We start from the raw sequence: 16,459 nt of genomic DNA on the forward strand, positions 1-16,459 counted from the left end.
AAAGAAAACACCGCGACCAGTACAGCAATTTTGTAGACAAATGGATGGTCGACACCTTCAATTTAAATTTAAGTTGCAACGCTGAAGTAAAGACCTGTGGCGGGTTTAAGGCAATGAAGAAAATCCAGAAAAACTGTATTCCAGACTTTATGAACTATAAATGATCACAGCTCTCCCCTTTGCTCCGGCGTGATCCTTTTGTAAAACTCATCTTTATAAGAATCACTCACCGGGATCACAAACTGTCCGATATAGATCCGGTTCTTTCTGATGGAACTGATCTTATCCATCGAAATGATATAGGATTTATGCACCCTCATAAATTGCTTCACCGGTAATTTATCCGTGATGGATTTCATGCTCATCCTCGTGATAACGGGTTTCGGTTGTTGGTGAAGGTGAATCTTGATATAGTCTTTCAACCCTTCAATATAACTGATCTCTCTAAACGAAATCCTCACCAGGTTATACTCCACATTCACGAAGAAATGCTCAGCCGCAGGATCTGCAATGGTTTGAGAATCAGTATTGGGTGCAGCTTGTTGTTGATTTTCTATTGAACTGCCGGCGCTTAGTGATGACTGTTGTACCTGCTCGTGGAGGGCGGGTATTACCGGCGTTCCCATTTTCATGGTATGATATGCAGCAGCCTTGTTCACGGCTTTCACGAACCGCTCGAACGGAACGGGTTTCACGAGGTAATCCAACACATCCAGATCAAACCCGTCGAGTGCATATTTCTTATAGGCTGTAACGAAGATCACCATGGGACGATGGGAAGCAAGACTTTCCAGGAACTGCACCCCGGTAAGACCGGGCATCTGTATATCGAGAAAGATCAGGTCCACCCGCTCACGCTGCATCAGGCTCAACGCTTCGAATGCATTGGAGCATTTTCCCATCAGCTGTAAAAAAGGGATCCGCCGGATATTGTCTTCCAACAGATCCAGCGATAACATTTCATCATCTACGGCCAGGCACCTAAGCATGCATTTGAATTTTTAAGCTTGCGTTGTAGTAAGTTCCGTTTGAAGCCATTTGCAGGACATGGCGATTGGGATACAGCAATTTCAGTCTGCGGTCGAGGTTGGTGAGACCGATTCCGGAGGTCTTATCTTTTGTTTCGCCCGAGCCGCGATTGAATTTGTTCTGCACCATCAGCAGCACTTCGTCTTCGATCACTTTGAGCTGAACAATGATCTCGGGATCTTCGATCATACCTATCCCGTGCTTGAAAGCGTTTTCGATCAGGGGGATCAGTAACATCGGTTCGATATTGAAATCATCCTGCGGCTTTACTGCCTCGAAACTGATCCGGACATGGTGACCGAACCGAAGTGTCTGCAGATCGATATAACTCTGGATATAATCAATCTCCTTGCTGATGCTCACTTTCTCTTCATCGGATTCATACAACATATAATGCAGCAGGTTGGAAAGCTCCAGTAGTGCGGGTTCCAGCTTGTCGGATTTTTTTCGCGCCAGCGATACCAGGCTGTTGAGAGTATTGAACATGAAATGTGGGCTTACCTGTGAACGGAGAAACCCCAGTTCTGTCCGGAGGTTTTCGGATTGCAGTCGCTGTTCCTGAATTACATAAGTGATCAAAAGGAATGCAGTACCTGTTGCCATAACGGCAATGGATATGAGAAATTTAACCGATATGCCTGCAATGAAATTCGGGTATTCGAACTTACCATCGATCCATGTATGAATATATGCACTGAATATGGCGATAAAAAGGCAAAGCGCTATGATTGTCAACAGGTAGGTCTTGATCCTGCGCTTTAAAAAAAACTTCGGATACAGGTAGTAGATCATAATATAGAACACTCCTATCTGCATCAGGGTAAAAGGGATCTTACCAAAGGAATAGGTATCGGGTTTGAGTCCGTCTTTCAAAGGCATCAGCACCAATGGAACCAGGATACTTGGCACCCACAGTATCGTATGCATCAATATATTGATCCGTTTATTCGACAGCATCGCAGAAGTATATTGATTAAAATTACTGCTTCCCTTTCATCCTTAACAGCCTTTCCTCCCACTCCTTTTATATGTTGCGACGAACAGGCGGAATGTGCCGACAACTCATGGTGTGCCCGGTAGTAAAAGTGTGTCGGGGCAAAGCAACGAGTTTGTGGTGCACCAGCGCGTGTCTTGCCGGAGCAGTGTGTGACCAGCCGCCCGCCTCCGGGCGAGAGGCTGCTAAGTAGTTCGCCTCCGGCAAACCGACCCGGTGCTGCACCTGATCGGTCGCCGGAGGCGACAATTATATTTCTCAATCGCCGAAGGCGAGCGAGTAAGCTCTCAGAAACGCGGAGAGCCGTTAATTAATCAACAGAAATCTTCTACTCCCTCACCCAGGTAATCTTTTCCATCACCGGCTTAGGCGTACGTGGCGCAGAAGGCACGCGCACATAACCCAGGTAAAAGAATCCCATCAGCTTATCATCCGGGCCGAGATCAAACATAGCTTTCGCCTGCTCGAAGAATGTAATACCACCAGTGCTCCAATAACCGCCAATGCCATACGCAGTAGCGCTGAGATAGATATTCTGCACAGCGCAAGCCACGGCCGCAATTTCTTCGATCTCCGGAATATCTGCATGCCGCTTCATACCTATAGCAATAACATGGCTGCAGAGCATCGGTGTGATCAGCAGTGAATCGTATTTGCCCTGTTTGAATTTTTGTCCTGCATGCGCTTTGTAGATCGCTGCCTGGCGGTCGGCCAGCGATTGCAATCCGTTACCACTGTATACGGTGAAGCGCCAGGGCTCGGTGAGTTTATGATTGGGCGCCTGGTTGGCGTTTTCCAGTAATTGAAGAATGATCTCGTCCGGGATCGTCTTTCCTGGTTCAAACTGTGATGTGAATACGCTTCTGCGTTGCCTGATTACTTCGTTGATCATCTGTGCCTGGGGCGTCAATTCCATGGAGCCGTTCATATTTTCTATTTGACCGCAAATATATAGGATTATCTTTGGCGCCTTAACCACCAATCAATGATGAAAAAAGTAGGTATCCTGGGCGGCGGACAGTTAGGAAGAATGTTGCTCCAGGCAGCAGCCAATTATCCGGTTGAAACCTTTGTGATGGAAAATGACTCCGAATGCCCATCAGCCCATCTCTGTCATCATTTTACAAAAGGAGATATCAGGAATTATGACGATGTGTTCAATTTTGGGAAAGACCTCGATGCCATCACCATCGAAATAGAATCGGTTAATGAAGATGCCCTCGAAGCGCTGGAACAAAAAGGTGTAAAAGTATATCCCAGTCCTGCTGCCCTTCGTATCATCAAAAACAAGATCACGCAAAAGCAATATTATAAAGACAATCAAATCCCCAGTCCGGAGTTTGCCGTAACGCAGAATTTGTCAGAGCTCAATCAACATACCGGTCTCCTTCCCGCAGTTCACAAGATCGGACAGGGTGGATACGACGGCAAAGGTGTACAGGTACTCAAAACCGCTTCGGATCTCAATAAAGGATTCGACGCTCCCGGCGTTCTGGAAAAAATGGTGAACATCCACAAAGAGATCGCGCAGATCGTAGCCATTAATGAAAAAGGAGAAACCGCACTCTATCCTCCCGTGGATATGGTGATGGACCCAATGCTCAATCTGCTCGACTACCAGATAAGTCCCGCCGAGATCCCGCAGCAAACGCTCTGGAAGATCGAAGCCATTGCACTTGCAGTGGTGAAAGGATTGAAAAGCGCCGGCATCTTTGCCGTGGAAATGTTCATCGATAAGAACGGAGATGTGCTGGTCAACGAAACTGCTCCGCGCGTTCACAACAGCGGCCATCACACCATTGAAGCCAATTATAGTTCCCAGTTCGATATGTTATGGAGAGTGATGCTCGGTTACCCGCTCGGTAATACAGATCATATCCTGCCCGCCAGTATCGTGAACCTGGTAGGCGCAGAAGGATTCAGCGGTCCCGCCGTTTATGAAGGCCTCGATGAAGTATTGAAAATGGAAAATGTTTTCGTTCACATCTATGGGAAAAAAGAAACAAAGCCAGGCCGCAAGATGGGACATATCACCATCGTCTCAAAAGACAGGCAGGAATTGAGTTTCAAGGCTCACCGGATTAAAAACATATTAAAAGTGATTGCTTAGCTGAGTTCCTGCTGCCGTTCATAACCTTTTTACTGTCTGCTGTCTTGAAAAGATTAATTTTAGCAGCCCGTAATTTTTAAACTACTATTCCATAGATTCCAATGAAAGGTTTACGCTGGATAGCAACAGGATTACTACTCAGTACTTCTATTATTGCGTGTAAAGAAGAAAAGAAAGATGAAAAACCTGCGGGTCCTGCACGTGGCAATGCCAATCTGCAGGCAGACGGTTTCGTTGTAAGGACCACTTCCCTGAGCGAGAACCTGGAAGTCCCAGGCACCATCCTGCCCTACGAGCAAACAGAGATCAGACCAGAAATTTCAGGTAGAGTTGTGCAACTCAATATCAATGAAGGCAATTTCGTGCAGAAAGGAAGTTTGCTGGTGAAGCTTTTCGATGCTGACCTTCAGGCACAGCTGAAGAAATTACAGGTGCAGTTGCAGATAGCAGAAAAAACTGCAGAACGTTACCAGGCCCTGCTCAAGATCAATGGCGTGAGCCAGCAGGAATATGATCTCAGCGAGCTCGATGCCAACAATCTCCGCGCTGATATCGATCTTGTAAAGGTCAATATCGCCAAAACTGAGATCCGCGCCCCCTTCAATGGCCGCATGGGCCTTCGCCAGATCAGTCTGGGGGCTTATATCACTCCTACCACTCTCATTTCAACCATTAGTCAGGTAGGACAATTGAAAATGGAATTTGCTGTACCCGAAAAATACAGCGATGAAATGCGTAAAGGCCGCACTGTTACTTTCACAGTGGCCGGCGCCAACCAAAAATTCAATGCCAGCATTCTCGCAACCGAATCACTGATCGAAGCCAATACACGTACGCTGAAAGTGAGAACGGTAGTCGGCGGCAATAATCCCCTGCTTGTGCCCGGCGCCTTCGCCAAAGTGGCCCTGCAACTGGGAGAGAACGATGAAGCGCTGATCATTCCCACACAAGCCGTGATCCCCCAGGCCCGCAACAAACGCGTGATCCTGTACAGAGGCGGCGTTGCACAATTCCAGGAAGTGAAAACAGGAATTCGCGACTCATCGTTTGTACAGATCACAGAAGGATTGCAGAAAGGTGATACTGTTGTTACCACTGCCCTGCTCTCCATCCGCGAAAACAGCAAAATCAAATTAGCCAAAGTTCAATAATAACCGGTTATGAATATCTCTGAACTGAGTTTACGCAGGCCGGTACTGGCAACGGTACTGAACATCATGATCGTGCTGTTCGGTATCATCGGTTTCACGTTCCTGGGTATACGCGATTATCCCGCCATCGATCCGCCGAACGTGAGTGTGAGTACGTCCTATCCCGGCGCCAACGCAGAGATCGTGGAATCACAGATCACCGAACCGCTGGAAAAAGCCATCAACGGTATCGCAGGTGTAAAGAATATCACCAGCACCAGCAGCCAGGGCACCAGCCGTATCAACGTGGAATTCGATCTCAGCATCGACCTGGAAGCTGCGGCTAATGATGTACGTGATAAGGTGTCGCAGGCATCACGTTCACTGCCTGACGATCTTCCCGCCCCACCCGTAGTATCCAAGGCAGACGCCAGCTCGGACGCCATCATCTCCATGACCGTGCAGAGCAATACCCGCAACCAGTTGCAGGTAACGGAATATGCCAACAACGTGCTCGTTGAAAGATTGCAGACCATTCCCGGTGTAAGCGCCATCCAGATCTGGGGTGAAAAAAGATATGCCATGCGTATCTGGTTCAATCCCGCCAGGCTCAGCGCCTACAGCCTCACGCCTACCGATGTGCAAACCGCCCTCGCCCGCGAGAACGTGGAACTGCCTTCCGGTAAGATCGCCGGTAACGCAACGGAACTTTCCATCCGCACCTTCGGCCGCCTTTTCACCGAAGAGGATTTCAATAATGTGATCATCAAGAATGTGGGTGGGAATGATATCCGCCTCAAGGATGTTGCCGAAGCAGTACTGGGCCCGGAGAATGAAGAGACCATCCTGAAAGAATCCGGCGTGCCCATGATCGCACTGGCGCTGGTGCCGCAGCCGGGCTCCAATTATGTATCCATCTCCGATGAATTCTATAAACGCTACGACCAATTAAAGAAAGAAGTTCCCGCAGATATTTCGCTCAATATCGCGATGGACCAGACCAGGTTCATCAAGCAGTCCATTTCCGAAGTAGAAGAAACCCTCATCATCGCCCTCATCCTGGTGGTATTGATCATCTACCTCTTCTTCAGAAGCTGGCTGATTGCCGTGCGCCCGCTGATAGATATCCCCGTGGCATTGATCGGCGCCTTCTTCATCATGTACCTGAGCGGCTTCACCATCAACGTACTCTCATTGCTCGGAATCGTACTGGCAACAGGACTTGTGGTGGACGATGGTATCGTGGTAACGGAAAATATCTTCAAGAAAATGGAACAGGGCATGGATAAATACCGTGCTGCCAAAGAAGGTTCCAAGGAAATATACTTTGCCGTAATCTCCACCAGTATCACACTGGCGGTGGTATTCCTGCCGATCATCTTCCTGGAAGGTTTTGTAGGACGCTTGTTCCGCGAGTTCGGCATCGTGGTGGCCGGTGCGGTACTGATCTCCGCCCTGGTATCACTCACACTCACACCTGTACTCAACGTGAAGCTCACACGAAATGTACATCAGCATGGCTGGTTCTATCGTGTTACCGAACCGCTTTTCCAGGGAATGGAGCGAGGCTACTACAATTCACTGAAAGGCTTCATGAAAGTGAGATGGATAGCCTTCCTGATCATCGCCGGCTGTCTGGCTATCATTTTCGGCATCGGAAGTCAATTGCAATCCGAGCTGGCGCCGCTCGAAGACAGAAGCCAGTTCCGTTTATCGCTCACCGCACCGGAGGGCACGTCCTTCGACTATATGGACAATTACGTTGACCAGATCGGTCAGCTGATGATCGATTCCGTTCCTGAAAAAAGGATCGTGCTCACCATTACCGCTCCGGGCTTCAGTGGCGCAGGTTCCGTGAACTCAGGCACTGTGCGTGTAACCCTGGTGGATCCGAAAGATCGTACCCGCTCGCAGGACGAGATCGTAGCGATGGTGAACCGCAATCTTCCCAAATACACTGCAGGCCGCGCTTTCACCGTACAGGAGCAAACCATCTCCGTGAACCGCCGCGCCGGTCAGCCCGTGCAGTTCGTAATCCAGAACAACGATTTTGAAAAGATAAAAGCCATCCTTCCCAAATTCCTCGAAGAAGCACACAAAAGCAATGTGCTTACTAACGTGGATGCAGACCTGAAATTCAATAAACCCGAATTGCAGATCGATGTGGACCGGATCAAGGCCAGCCAGCTGGGCGTGAGCATTGCCGATGTGAGCCAAACCCTGCAACTGGCGCTCAGTAACCTTCGCCTCGGTTATTTCTACCGCGAAGGAAAACAATACCAGGTGATCGGACAGGTGGCAAGAAGCGACCGCGATGATCCCACCGACCTCAAGAATATCTATGTGCGCAATAACAGGGGCGAGATCATTTCCATGGACAACCTCGTATCTATCCGGGAAGAGACCACGCCTCCCACCCTCTACCATTTCAACCGTTACAAATCGGCTACCATTTCTGCCGGTACAGCGCCTGGTAAGACTTTGGGCGATGGTATCAAGGTAATGGAAGAGATCGCGCAAAAACTGCTGGACGATACTTTCGCCACTTCGCTTTCAGGTCCTTCGCGCGATTTTGCCGAAAGCTCCGGTAATATCCTCTTTGCGTTTGTGCTGGCCGTAGTGCTGATCTACCTGGTACTGGCGGCGCAATTCGAAAGCTTCATCGATCCATTCGTGATCCTGATCACCATGGCCCTGGCCATTGCCGGCGCCGTGCTCAGTCTCTGGATCTTCAACCAGACACTCAATATCTTTTCGCAGATCGGTATGATCATGCTGATTGGTCTGGTTACCAAGAATGGTATCCTGATTGTGGAGTTCGCCAACCAGAAACAAATGGCTGGCCTGCCGAAGAAACAGGCCGTAACAGAAGCGGCGCAGGCGCGTCTGAGGCCGATCCTCATGACCAACCTCGCGATGGCGCTTGGAGCATTGCCCATTGCATTATCGCTTGGTGCGGCAGCCACCAGCCGGATCCCGCTCGGTATCGTGATCGTAGGCGGTATCCTCTTTGCGTTGATACTGACCCTGTATGTGATCCCGGCCATGTATACTTATATGGTGGGCACCAAAAAGAAAAGTGCCATGGAGCTCGCCGAAGAAGCATTCGCTGAAAACGGAACTGAGCATACGCCGCATCAGGATGCAACACATGCATAAATGAATTTAAAATGATGAGATCCCTTTGTTTGATAGTTTCTTTCTTCACCATCACCGCTGTTCAGGCGCAGGACATCATGAGCCTGCAGGATGCCGTCGCGCTGGCGCTGAAGAACAATTACGATATACGCATGAGCCGGAACGACTCCGCATCTTATGCACTGGATAACGATTATGCCTACGCGGCATTCCTGCCAAAGCTAAACGCCACGGCCACCAAAGTATGGAACAACAATGCGCAAAAACAGGAATTGCAGAATGGCAACAAACCCTCCGCTACCGGTATCCGCAGCAATAACCTGCAGGCATCGGTGAACCTGCAATGGACCTTGTTCGATGGTCTCAAAATGTTTGTGACCCGCGATAAACTGGAAGAGTTCGAACGCCTCGGTTCCCTTGGCGTAAAAACACAGGTGGTGAATACCGTAGCCTCAGTAGTAAATGGTTATTTCGATATCGTTCGCCAGAAACAACAACTGAAAGCCATCGAAGAGCAGATCAGCATCAATGAAGAGAGAGTGAAACTGGCTGATAAGAAATTATCGGTTGGCCTTGGCAGTAAGCCCGAGCTGCTGCAGGCGCGAGTAGACCTCAATGCGCAACGCGCGCAGCGATTGACACAGCAAACACTCATCGCACAGCTTCGCGATAACCTCAACCAGCTGATCGGTTTCAAGTCCGGTTCCGTGTACGAAGTGAATGATAGCATCCCTATCAATACAACATTGCAATACGGCGACCTGAAGAACAACCTGGAGCAAAGCAATCCGGGACTGCTCTTCGCCAAAAAGAACATCGATATCGCACAACTCACAGTAAAGGAAAGAAAGGCTGAATTGTTTCCCACTCTCAATTTCAATTCGGCCTATAACTTCTCCCAGACCCGCAATACAACGGTGATCAATACCTTCACCGCCCTCTTCAACCAGAACAAAGGCTTCAACTATGGTTTCGGTATCAATGTACCCATCCTGAACGGCTTCAATACCAACCGCCTGATCAAACAGGCAAAGCTGGATGTACAGTATCAGCAACTGGTATACGAGAACGAGTTCACCAAAGTGGATGTTGGTCTCAGTAACGCTTTCAAAGATTATGAACTCCAGAAACAGTTGCTGGTACTGGAGGAAGACAATATCACGCTCGCCAAGGAAAATGTTTTCATTGCTTTGGAGAGGTTCCGTCAGGGTGTTAGCACCTGGCTGGAGCTCCGGGATGCCCAGCAGAGCCTGGAACTTAGCTACAACCGCCTGATCGCGGCCCGCTACAATACCAAGCTGGCGGAGACAGAATTACTGCGTCTCAAAGGCGATCTGGTACATTAATATTATTTCTAAGGTGGTTCCACCGTTTTTTTTCTTTTCTTTGCGGTTCAAACCACGCTATACATGAGTCCCAGGTAGGAATAATAATGGGAAGTGACAGTGATCTGAACATTATGCAGGCAGCTGCGGATGTGCTGAAGAGCTTTGGCATATCCTTTGAGTTGACTGTGGTATCAGCACACCGGACCCCCATGCGCATGGTGAAATACGCCGCTGCGGCCAAAGAGAGAGGATTGAAAGTGATCATTGCCGGCGCCGGTGGCGCTGCGCATTTGCCCGGGATGGTAGCATCCATCACTCCCCTTCCTGTGATTGGCGTTCCGATCAAATCTTCCAACTCAATCGACGGATGGGACTCTGTATTGTCGATCCTTCAAATGCCTAATGGCATCCCCGTTGCTACTGTAGCCCTCAATGCTGCAAAAAATGCAGGCATCCTGGCAGCCAGTATCATCGGCGCCTTCGATGCAGACCTCGGCGAAAAAGTAACCGCATACAAACAACAACTGGAAAGCGAAGTTTTACATAAGGTAGATAAGCTAAAATCGGAAGGCTGGTCCAACAGCTTTGATTAACAGGTGAAGTATGAAAATTAAATTGATCGAATACAAGGAAGTTCCTTCATTTCCTTCCGGATCTGGTATTGAGTTTTATGACGACAAGGTTTTTCTTGTAGGTGATGATTCCAGGGAAGTGATGGTGCTGAACAAAAGGTGGAAGGAAATTGAACGCGTCCCCCTGCTCCCGGGTACGGAAGCGCGCGTACCCAAAGCAGTAAAATCCGACCTCGAAGCCACCACCGTAGTTACGGTCAACCGGATCCCGCGACTCCTCATCCTCGGCTCAGGATCGCTCGATAAGAACCGCAACAAAGCCATCCTCTTCAATCTCGACAGCTATCTCAAAGACGAATTCGATCTCACTCCTTTCTATAACCGAATTGCCAAAGCGGGCGTAAAGAATATGAATATCGAAGCGGCTGCTCTGGTAGAAGATCATATCATCCTGGGTAACCGCGGCAATCGCAAGAATCCCGTAAACCAGCTGATCATCACCCGCAACGCTTTCTGGAAACACCAGCAACAGGCCGAGATCACACTCATCGATCTCGAACTGCCGGTAAAAGACAGCAAAGGCATCGGCATCTCCGGAATGGCTTACTCCCTCCTCAACGACACACTCATCTTCACTGCTTCCACAGAACAAACCGACAATGCAGTAGATGACGGCTCCATCGGCGACAGCTACATGGGCATCATCGAAAATGCATCCCGCAAGATCGGAAGAAAAAGCCTCAAAGTAAATGAACTGATCAATCTCGGAGAAGTGCATGAGCTCTTCAAGGGATTCAAGATCGAATCTGTTTGTATACAGTCTGAGAAATCAAACAGAATGAAATTGCATTTGGTGGCGGATAATGATACCGGGAAGAGCTACTTGTTCAAAGTGCGTGTAAAATGGTAGATTTTTCTCTTGAAGTTTTTTTTCTCGCGAAGGGATATGAAACGCCGGCTGTAAAACATACCGCCGCGGGAGAATATATTTGAGCTATTGATGGTTGGATTGAGCTATGGTTATGCTATTGAGCTTTATCGCTTATGTTTTGAAGGCCGGGGTTTCATATCCCGTTCGCTCAATGCGATGACAGGGCGAGAGGCGGTAGACTAACTTCTGGCAACTCTTCTAAATACTCTCAATTTACTGATATGCCAAATATTTCAGATCAACAGTATCAGCAATTACTTGACTCTCTTATTGGGCAGGCTAAATACTTTCTTGAAGAAGCCGGCGAATTCTATCCATACGGCTCTGTACTGGATGCAGACATGCAAGTACGGCCGGTCGGTTTCTATTCTGAAAACGAATACCCGGAATCAAATGAAGTACTGAAACAATTGGAAACAGCAATAAAAGATGGCCTGAAGAATGGAAAATACCTGCTGGCAATGATTGGTGTGGATGTTATGATCCCTGCACCTGCCAGAGGAACCACAGAAAAAAGATCAGCGCTGCAAATACGCATTTATAGAGATAGTGAGGATGTTACAATAATGTATTCAATCTATGAGCAGACTGCTGATGGTTTTGTTTTCAGCGAGCTGTTTGAACTTTAGCATCATATCACTTTGCCGCCCCCAAAAGCTCAGCTTTCTTTGATGATCACAAACTCCTGCTCCAACGACAGACTGCTTTTATAGATGCAGTCAATGAACTGTCTTCCCCATTTCGCATAATAAGGCATGAAATTCTCTACGCGCTCCTGCAATCCGCCGGTTGGGAATAATGCCTGCCTGATCTGCTGGATCTGCTGTTGCTCGGCTTCGTATTTTCTTTTTTCTGCCCGAAGCATTTTCTTCTCCAGCTCTTGCAAAGGCTTTACCGTACGGGCTTTCAGCGCTTCGATATGCGCAACCAGGGTTTCATCCACCTGTGAGGCTTTTACGCGGATGGCTTCATAGAGTTGCGAAGTGGCTTCCAATTCCTGCGCCAGCTTCAGGTGACCATTCGCCTGGCGGGTGACCAGTGACGTTAGCAATTGCTGCTCGCCCTGGAAAAAATCACTGATCTGCAATCCCATCCTTTCGATCTTTTCTTCCCATTTCTTCTCCACCATCAAAAAAGAATTACGCACTACCAGTACCGGATAAGGCACTTTGTAATGATGGAAGAGGTCCTTCAGTTCCAGCCAGTAACTTGTTTCGCCGCCACCACCGATGAAAGCGATATTCGGCAGCAATGTTTCCTGGTAGAGACCGCGAAGGATCACATTCGGACTGAAACGGTCAGGATGCTCATTCAGTTCCACGGCAAGTTCCGCCTTTGTGAATCGGAGCTGCGTGTTACGTACTTCGTAATGATCGTTCTTCCATTCGATCAGTTCACGAATACCATCTTTCAGGTAAAAAAGATTGATGGCGCGGGGATTGGCCTGTACTTTATAATGTTCGCCCAGTTTGGCGATCGTTTTTTCAACGATGGTGCCGGGCGTCTGGTGATAAAGATCATCTTCAAACACAGATACCATCAGCCTTTTGAGCAGGGCAGTGTCAGGAATGATGGTAACCAGTCCATATTCGGCAAACAGCTCATGGATCAGTTTGAAAGTGGCAGTTTGGATATCAGGACTGTTGAGATAAGCCTCCCTGATCATTTTGATCAGCTCTTCTCCATGTGGTAATACAGACAATTCACCGGAGATGCGGTGAATCATTTGATCCAGGCCCTTTGTGTTCATGCGGCCAACGGCGCCGGTCTGGCGTGTATTCCAAACGAGTTTGTCGCCACTCAGCCAGATATTGCCGAGCTCGTCCAGATCAGCATCTTCACTACCCATCCAGAAAACAGGCACGAAATTGTATTCGGGCAGTTCCTTTTTTAGCTGGTCTGCCAGCCGGATAGTGTGAACGATCTTATAAATGAAATACAAATGACCAGTAAAGATAGCGGGCTGATGCGCTGTGGTAATGGTAAATGTATTATCGAGAAGAAGAGATTGAATGTTCCGCTGCACTTTCTCTGCGGGCGATAGAGATTTGTATTGCTCCTGCAGTCCTTCTACCAGCAGTTTCCTTTCCTGGATGAATTGCTGACGCTGCCCGATGGCCGCTTTGATGCCTTCGATATTGGGCAGATGCTCATAGAACGGGCGTAATTCCGGCGATCCATTCAGATAATCGATCACCACTTTGGAAAAGTATCCCGTATTGCTGTAAGGTAGTTGTGTAGTGCTACAATTCATAAGCGGACATAAAAGTACGACTTGCCTATCTTTAAAAAATCCTTTGGCCATATTTAACAAAGACTAAGAGAATTTTGTTCGGCCGCTTATTTCCTTTCTACGCTAAAAGCGCTGTAATTGATACTGGGCGTGGCTCCTGTGATGATCTCCTCCACCAGCTTGCCTGTTCCCGCAGCCAATGAGAGCCCCAGCATGGCATGACCGCAGGCGATCACGAGGTTGCTGTACCGGCTGTGACGCCCGATATAGGGAAGCCCGTCCGGCGTCAATGGACGGTAACCATGCCATATTCTTTCGGTGGACGGGAATTGAACAGGCAGATCGGGATAATACAGTTTGGCGGCATTGTAAATGGCCTGCGCGCGTTTCACCAGTGTAGGCGAGCCAAGCCCGCTGATCTCCATGGTGCCGCCCATACGGAGGTCTGCCCCCATCGGGGTCATGGCGGTGCGATGATCTACCAGGATGGCGGGATATTGTAAATTACGTTCCACTTTTTCGAAGGTCATACTATATCCTTTGCCTCCCTGCAATAATAAATGGATGCCGAGTTCTTTATTGAGAATCGGCAGCCAGGATCCCGGGGCCAGCACCAGTTCATCACAATCGAATTTACCTTTATCAGTGATCACTGCCGTTACCTTACTGCCTTGTTTTTCAAAACCGGTGATATTGGTATTGAGCTGGAATCTCACGCCGGCTTTTACCAGGGCTTCATGCAGTGTGCGCATGAAATCACCGGGATGTAAATGGCAATCGATGGGATACAATACTCCTCCCCTCACATTGATCTCCACTTCGGTCTCCATATCCTGCACTTCTTTTCCGTTGCAGATAATGGTTTCCAGTCCGAGTGCATTGGCTTCCTTCGCCAACTCGTGTTCATGTTTTTCGGTAGCCGGACTCTTGTACATCATGAAGATACCTTTCTCCTCCATGCGAAAACGGTTTCCCAGTTCTTCTTTCATGTCGCTGGTGAGCTCGCGGCTCAGCATCAGGATGTCGAAGAGTGGCGGGATATTCCTGTTCATGGTTGTATGATTGGCATTGCGCCAGAAAGCGAGACACCACCTGATCAGGTCTGCATTCAATCTTGGTTTGATATAGAACGGGCTGGTGGAACTAAGCATCCAGCGGAGCCCTTTGGCAATGATGCCCGGCGATGACAGTGGAATGATATGACTGGGAGAAACATAACCTGCATTACCAAACGAAGTTCCTTTGGTAATATCGTTACGGTCTATAACAGTTACCTGTAGTCCTTTTTTCTGAAGATACCAGGCGCAGCATAAGCCGATCACACCACCGCCTGCAATTGTTACTTGTTGGGTCATGGAAGAAAGGGATAGTCCCAACAATATACAAAAAAAGTGGACTATTGAATGGCCTCTCTTGTAAGAACATCGTTCACGGTTCTCCAGATGCCGAGTGGATTGGCGTTCTTCAGTTCATCGGGCAGCAGGCTGTCCGGCCAGCCCTGGTAGCAAACGGGTCTGGCGAATCTTTTGATGCCATCCGCGCCCACAGCGGAAAAGCGGCTGTCTGTAGTTGCAGGGAAAGGTCCGCCGTGCTGCATACTAAGTGCAACGGTAACGCCTGTAGGCACACCATTCATGATGAATCTTCCTGCAATATTTTTTATGGATTCCACCAATGCGGGATTATGCAGGATGTCCTGCTCCGTTGCCATCAGTGATGCAGTAAGCTGACCTTCCAGTTTCAAAACCAGCAGGTGCATCTCCGTTAGATCGGCACATCTTACTACAATCGAGTAAGGACCAAAAACTTCCTGATGCAGTACGGGATTGCTTAGAAAGGCCGATGCCGGTGCAGTAGCGATGGTGGCAATGCCCTGGGCGCCTTCTGATGTATTGCGGCTTTCTGCCACTTCGGTTACTGATTGCTGGGAGAGTGCAGTCTGACGCTTCTCTGCATAGGCTTTGGCAATGCCCGGGTGCAGCATGGCTGCAGGGGGTGTTTGGGCGATGCCTTCGCCGAGTAATTCGATGAACTGGTCCAGTTCCTTGCTTTCCACTCCCACGATCAGTCCGGGATTGGTGCAGAATTGCCCAACACTGGTAGTAACGGATGCCGCATACATCTCCGCAATCTCCTTTGTTGCGTTTTTCAGTTTTTCAGGAAAAAGAAAAACAGGATTGATGCTTCCCATTTCCGAGAAAACAGGAATGGGCTCGGGCCTTGCATTGGCCCAGTCCCAAAGCTGCTTCCCACCAGCAAAAGAACCTGTGAAGCCAACAGCTTTCACGCGCGGATGTTCCACCAGGGCCTTCCCCACTTCGAAGGAACTGCCATGCACATGCGCAAAGACATGTTCAGGCATATTTGTTTCGCGGGCTGCTTCAAGGATGATATCTGCCACCATCTGTGAAGTGGCGGCATGCGCAGGATGCCCTTTCACGATCACCGGGCAACCGGCAGCAAAAGCGCAAGCAGTATCACCTCCTGCCGTACTATAAGCGAAAGGGAAATTACTGGCTCCGAAAACCACCACCGGACCAAGCGGTGTAAGCGTTTTCCTCAGATCAGGGATCACAGTATTCTTATCAGTATGAGTTGTATCTATCCTTGCATCCAGCCATGCACCGCGCTCGCAGGCCGCTGCATAGCTGGTAAGCTGAAATACGGTACGAGTTTTCTCAGATCTCAATCTCGCCTCAGGCAGATGCGTTTCTTCCATGGCCGTTTTCAGCAATGCCGCATCAGCATTATCCAGTCGCCTTGCAATAGCGCGCATAAAGTCAGCACGCCGCTTCAGACTCATCAAACGAAACTCATGAAATGCCATCCATGCATTATTGCAGATGGTATCGATAGCTTCCAGTGAGGCATCAGGATATGGCATACAAAGGAATTGAAAAATGAAAAAATGTACCTGCAATGTACGCGTTATCCGGCATTAATGTTTTATCACAGGCTGCGGCTGTTACTCATCATCAAACTCTCGCATATCGG

General features: G+C 48.7%; 13 protein-coding genes. 7 read left to right on the top strand and 6 right to left on the bottom strand.

The window, feature by feature from the left end; genetic code table 11:
• Positions 1–164: 164 nt before the first annotated feature.
• The 3 genes from FSB84_RS23640 to FSB84_RS23650 all read right to left on the bottom strand — a co-directional run bounded on the left by FSB84_RS23640 (position 165) and on the right by FSB84_RS23650 (position 2,951).
• On the bottom strand, positions 165–989 hold the full coding sequence (locus FSB84_RS23640) for a LytR/AlgR family response regulator transcription factor (RefSeq protein WP_130540322.1): 825 nt from the start codon (positions 987–989) through the stop codon (positions 165–167).
• The gene (locus FSB84_RS23645; RefSeq protein WP_158644086.1) at positions 982–1,956 is read right to left on the bottom strand and encodes a sensor histidine kinase; all 975 of its coding nucleotides are present in this window, start codon (positions 1,954–1,956) and stop codon (positions 982–984) included. The genes FSB84_RS23640 and FSB84_RS23645 overlap by 8 nt, the downstream gene beginning before the upstream one ends.
• A 395-nt stretch (positions 1,957–2,351) precedes the next feature.
• On the bottom strand, positions 2,352–2,951 hold the full coding sequence (locus tag FSB84_RS23650) for a nitroreductase family protein (RefSeq protein WP_225979874.1): 600 nt from the start codon (positions 2,949–2,951) through the stop codon (positions 2,352–2,354).
• Between the two features lie 57 nt (positions 2,952–3,008).
• Here FSB84_RS23650 and FSB84_RS23655 point away from each other — a divergent pair, with 57 nt between their 5' ends.
• The 7 genes from FSB84_RS23655 to FSB84_RS23685 all read left to right on the top strand — a co-directional run bounded on the left by FSB84_RS23655 (position 3,009) and on the right by FSB84_RS23685 (position 11,861).
• Positions 3,009–4,133 carry a 5-(carboxyamino)imidazole ribonucleotide synthase gene (locus FSB84_RS23655; protein WP_225979875.1) on the top strand — a complete coding sequence of 375 codons (1,125 nt, stop codon included), beginning with the start codon at positions 3,009–3,011 and terminating at the stop codon, positions 4,131–4,133.
• Positions 4,134–4,234: 101 nt separating this feature from the next.
• On the top strand, positions 4,235–5,284 hold the full coding sequence (locus FSB84_RS23660) for an efflux RND transporter periplasmic adaptor subunit (RefSeq protein ID WP_130540324.1): 1,050 nt from the start codon (positions 4,235–4,237) through the stop codon (positions 5,282–5,284).
• A gap of 9 nt (positions 5,285–5,293) precedes the next feature.
• Positions 5,294–8,422 (top strand): efflux RND transporter permease subunit, encoded by a 3,129-nt coding sequence (locus tag FSB84_RS23665; RefSeq protein WP_130540325.1) that lies wholly within the window; start codon positions 5,294–5,296, stop codon positions 8,420–8,422.
• 11 nt (positions 8,423–8,433) lie between these two features.
• Positions 8,434–9,747, top strand: a complete 1,314-nt coding sequence (locus tag FSB84_RS23670) for a TolC family protein (protein ID WP_130540326.1) — start codon at positions 8,434–8,436, stop codon at positions 9,745–9,747.
• 113 nt (positions 9,748–9,860) lie between these two features.
• On the top strand, positions 9,861–10,322 hold the full coding sequence (gene purE, locus FSB84_RS23675; RefSeq protein WP_394367085.1) for a 5-(carboxyamino)imidazole ribonucleotide mutase: 462 nt from the start codon (positions 9,861–9,863) through the stop codon (positions 10,320–10,322).
• Between the two features lie 10 nt (positions 10,323–10,332).
• Entirely contained in the window at positions 10,333–11,211 is an 879-nt protein-coding gene (locus FSB84_RS23680) for a DUF6929 family protein (RefSeq protein ID WP_130540328.1), read from the top strand.
• 242 nt (positions 11,212–11,453) lie between these two features.
• The gene (locus FSB84_RS23685; protein ID WP_130540329.1) at positions 11,454–11,861 is read left to right on the top strand and encodes a hypothetical protein; all 408 of its coding nucleotides are present in this window, start codon (positions 11,454–11,456) and stop codon (positions 11,859–11,861) included.
• A gap of 29 nt (positions 11,862–11,890) precedes the next feature.
• Here FSB84_RS23685 and bshC read toward each other — a convergent pair whose 3' ends face one another.
• The 3 genes from bshC to FSB84_RS23700 form a co-directional block, all read right to left on the bottom strand.
• On the bottom strand, positions 11,891–13,486 hold the full coding sequence (gene bshC, locus FSB84_RS23690) for a bacillithiol biosynthesis cysteine-adding enzyme BshC (RefSeq protein WP_130540330.1): 1,596 nt from the start codon (positions 13,484–13,486) through the stop codon (positions 11,891–11,893).
• An 86-nt stretch (positions 13,487–13,572) separates the two neighbouring features.
• Positions 13,573–14,820 carry an NAD(P)/FAD-dependent oxidoreductase gene (locus FSB84_RS23695; protein WP_130540331.1) on the bottom strand — a complete coding sequence of 416 codons (1,248 nt, stop codon included), beginning with the start codon at positions 14,818–14,820 and terminating at the stop codon, positions 13,573–13,575.
• A 41-nt stretch (positions 14,821–14,861) separates the two neighbouring features.
• Positions 14,862–16,349 (bottom strand): aldehyde dehydrogenase (NADP(+)), encoded by a 1,488-nt coding sequence (locus FSB84_RS23700; RefSeq protein ID WP_130540332.1) that lies wholly within the window; start codon positions 16,347–16,349, stop codon positions 14,862–14,864.
• Between the last annotated feature and the right edge of the window lie 110 nt (positions 16,350–16,459).

The organism is Pseudobacter ginsenosidimutans (genome assembly GCF_007970185.1).
Classification (GTDB): Bacteria; Bacteroidota; Bacteroidia; order Chitinophagales; family Chitinophagaceae; genus Pseudobacter; species Pseudobacter ginsenosidimutans.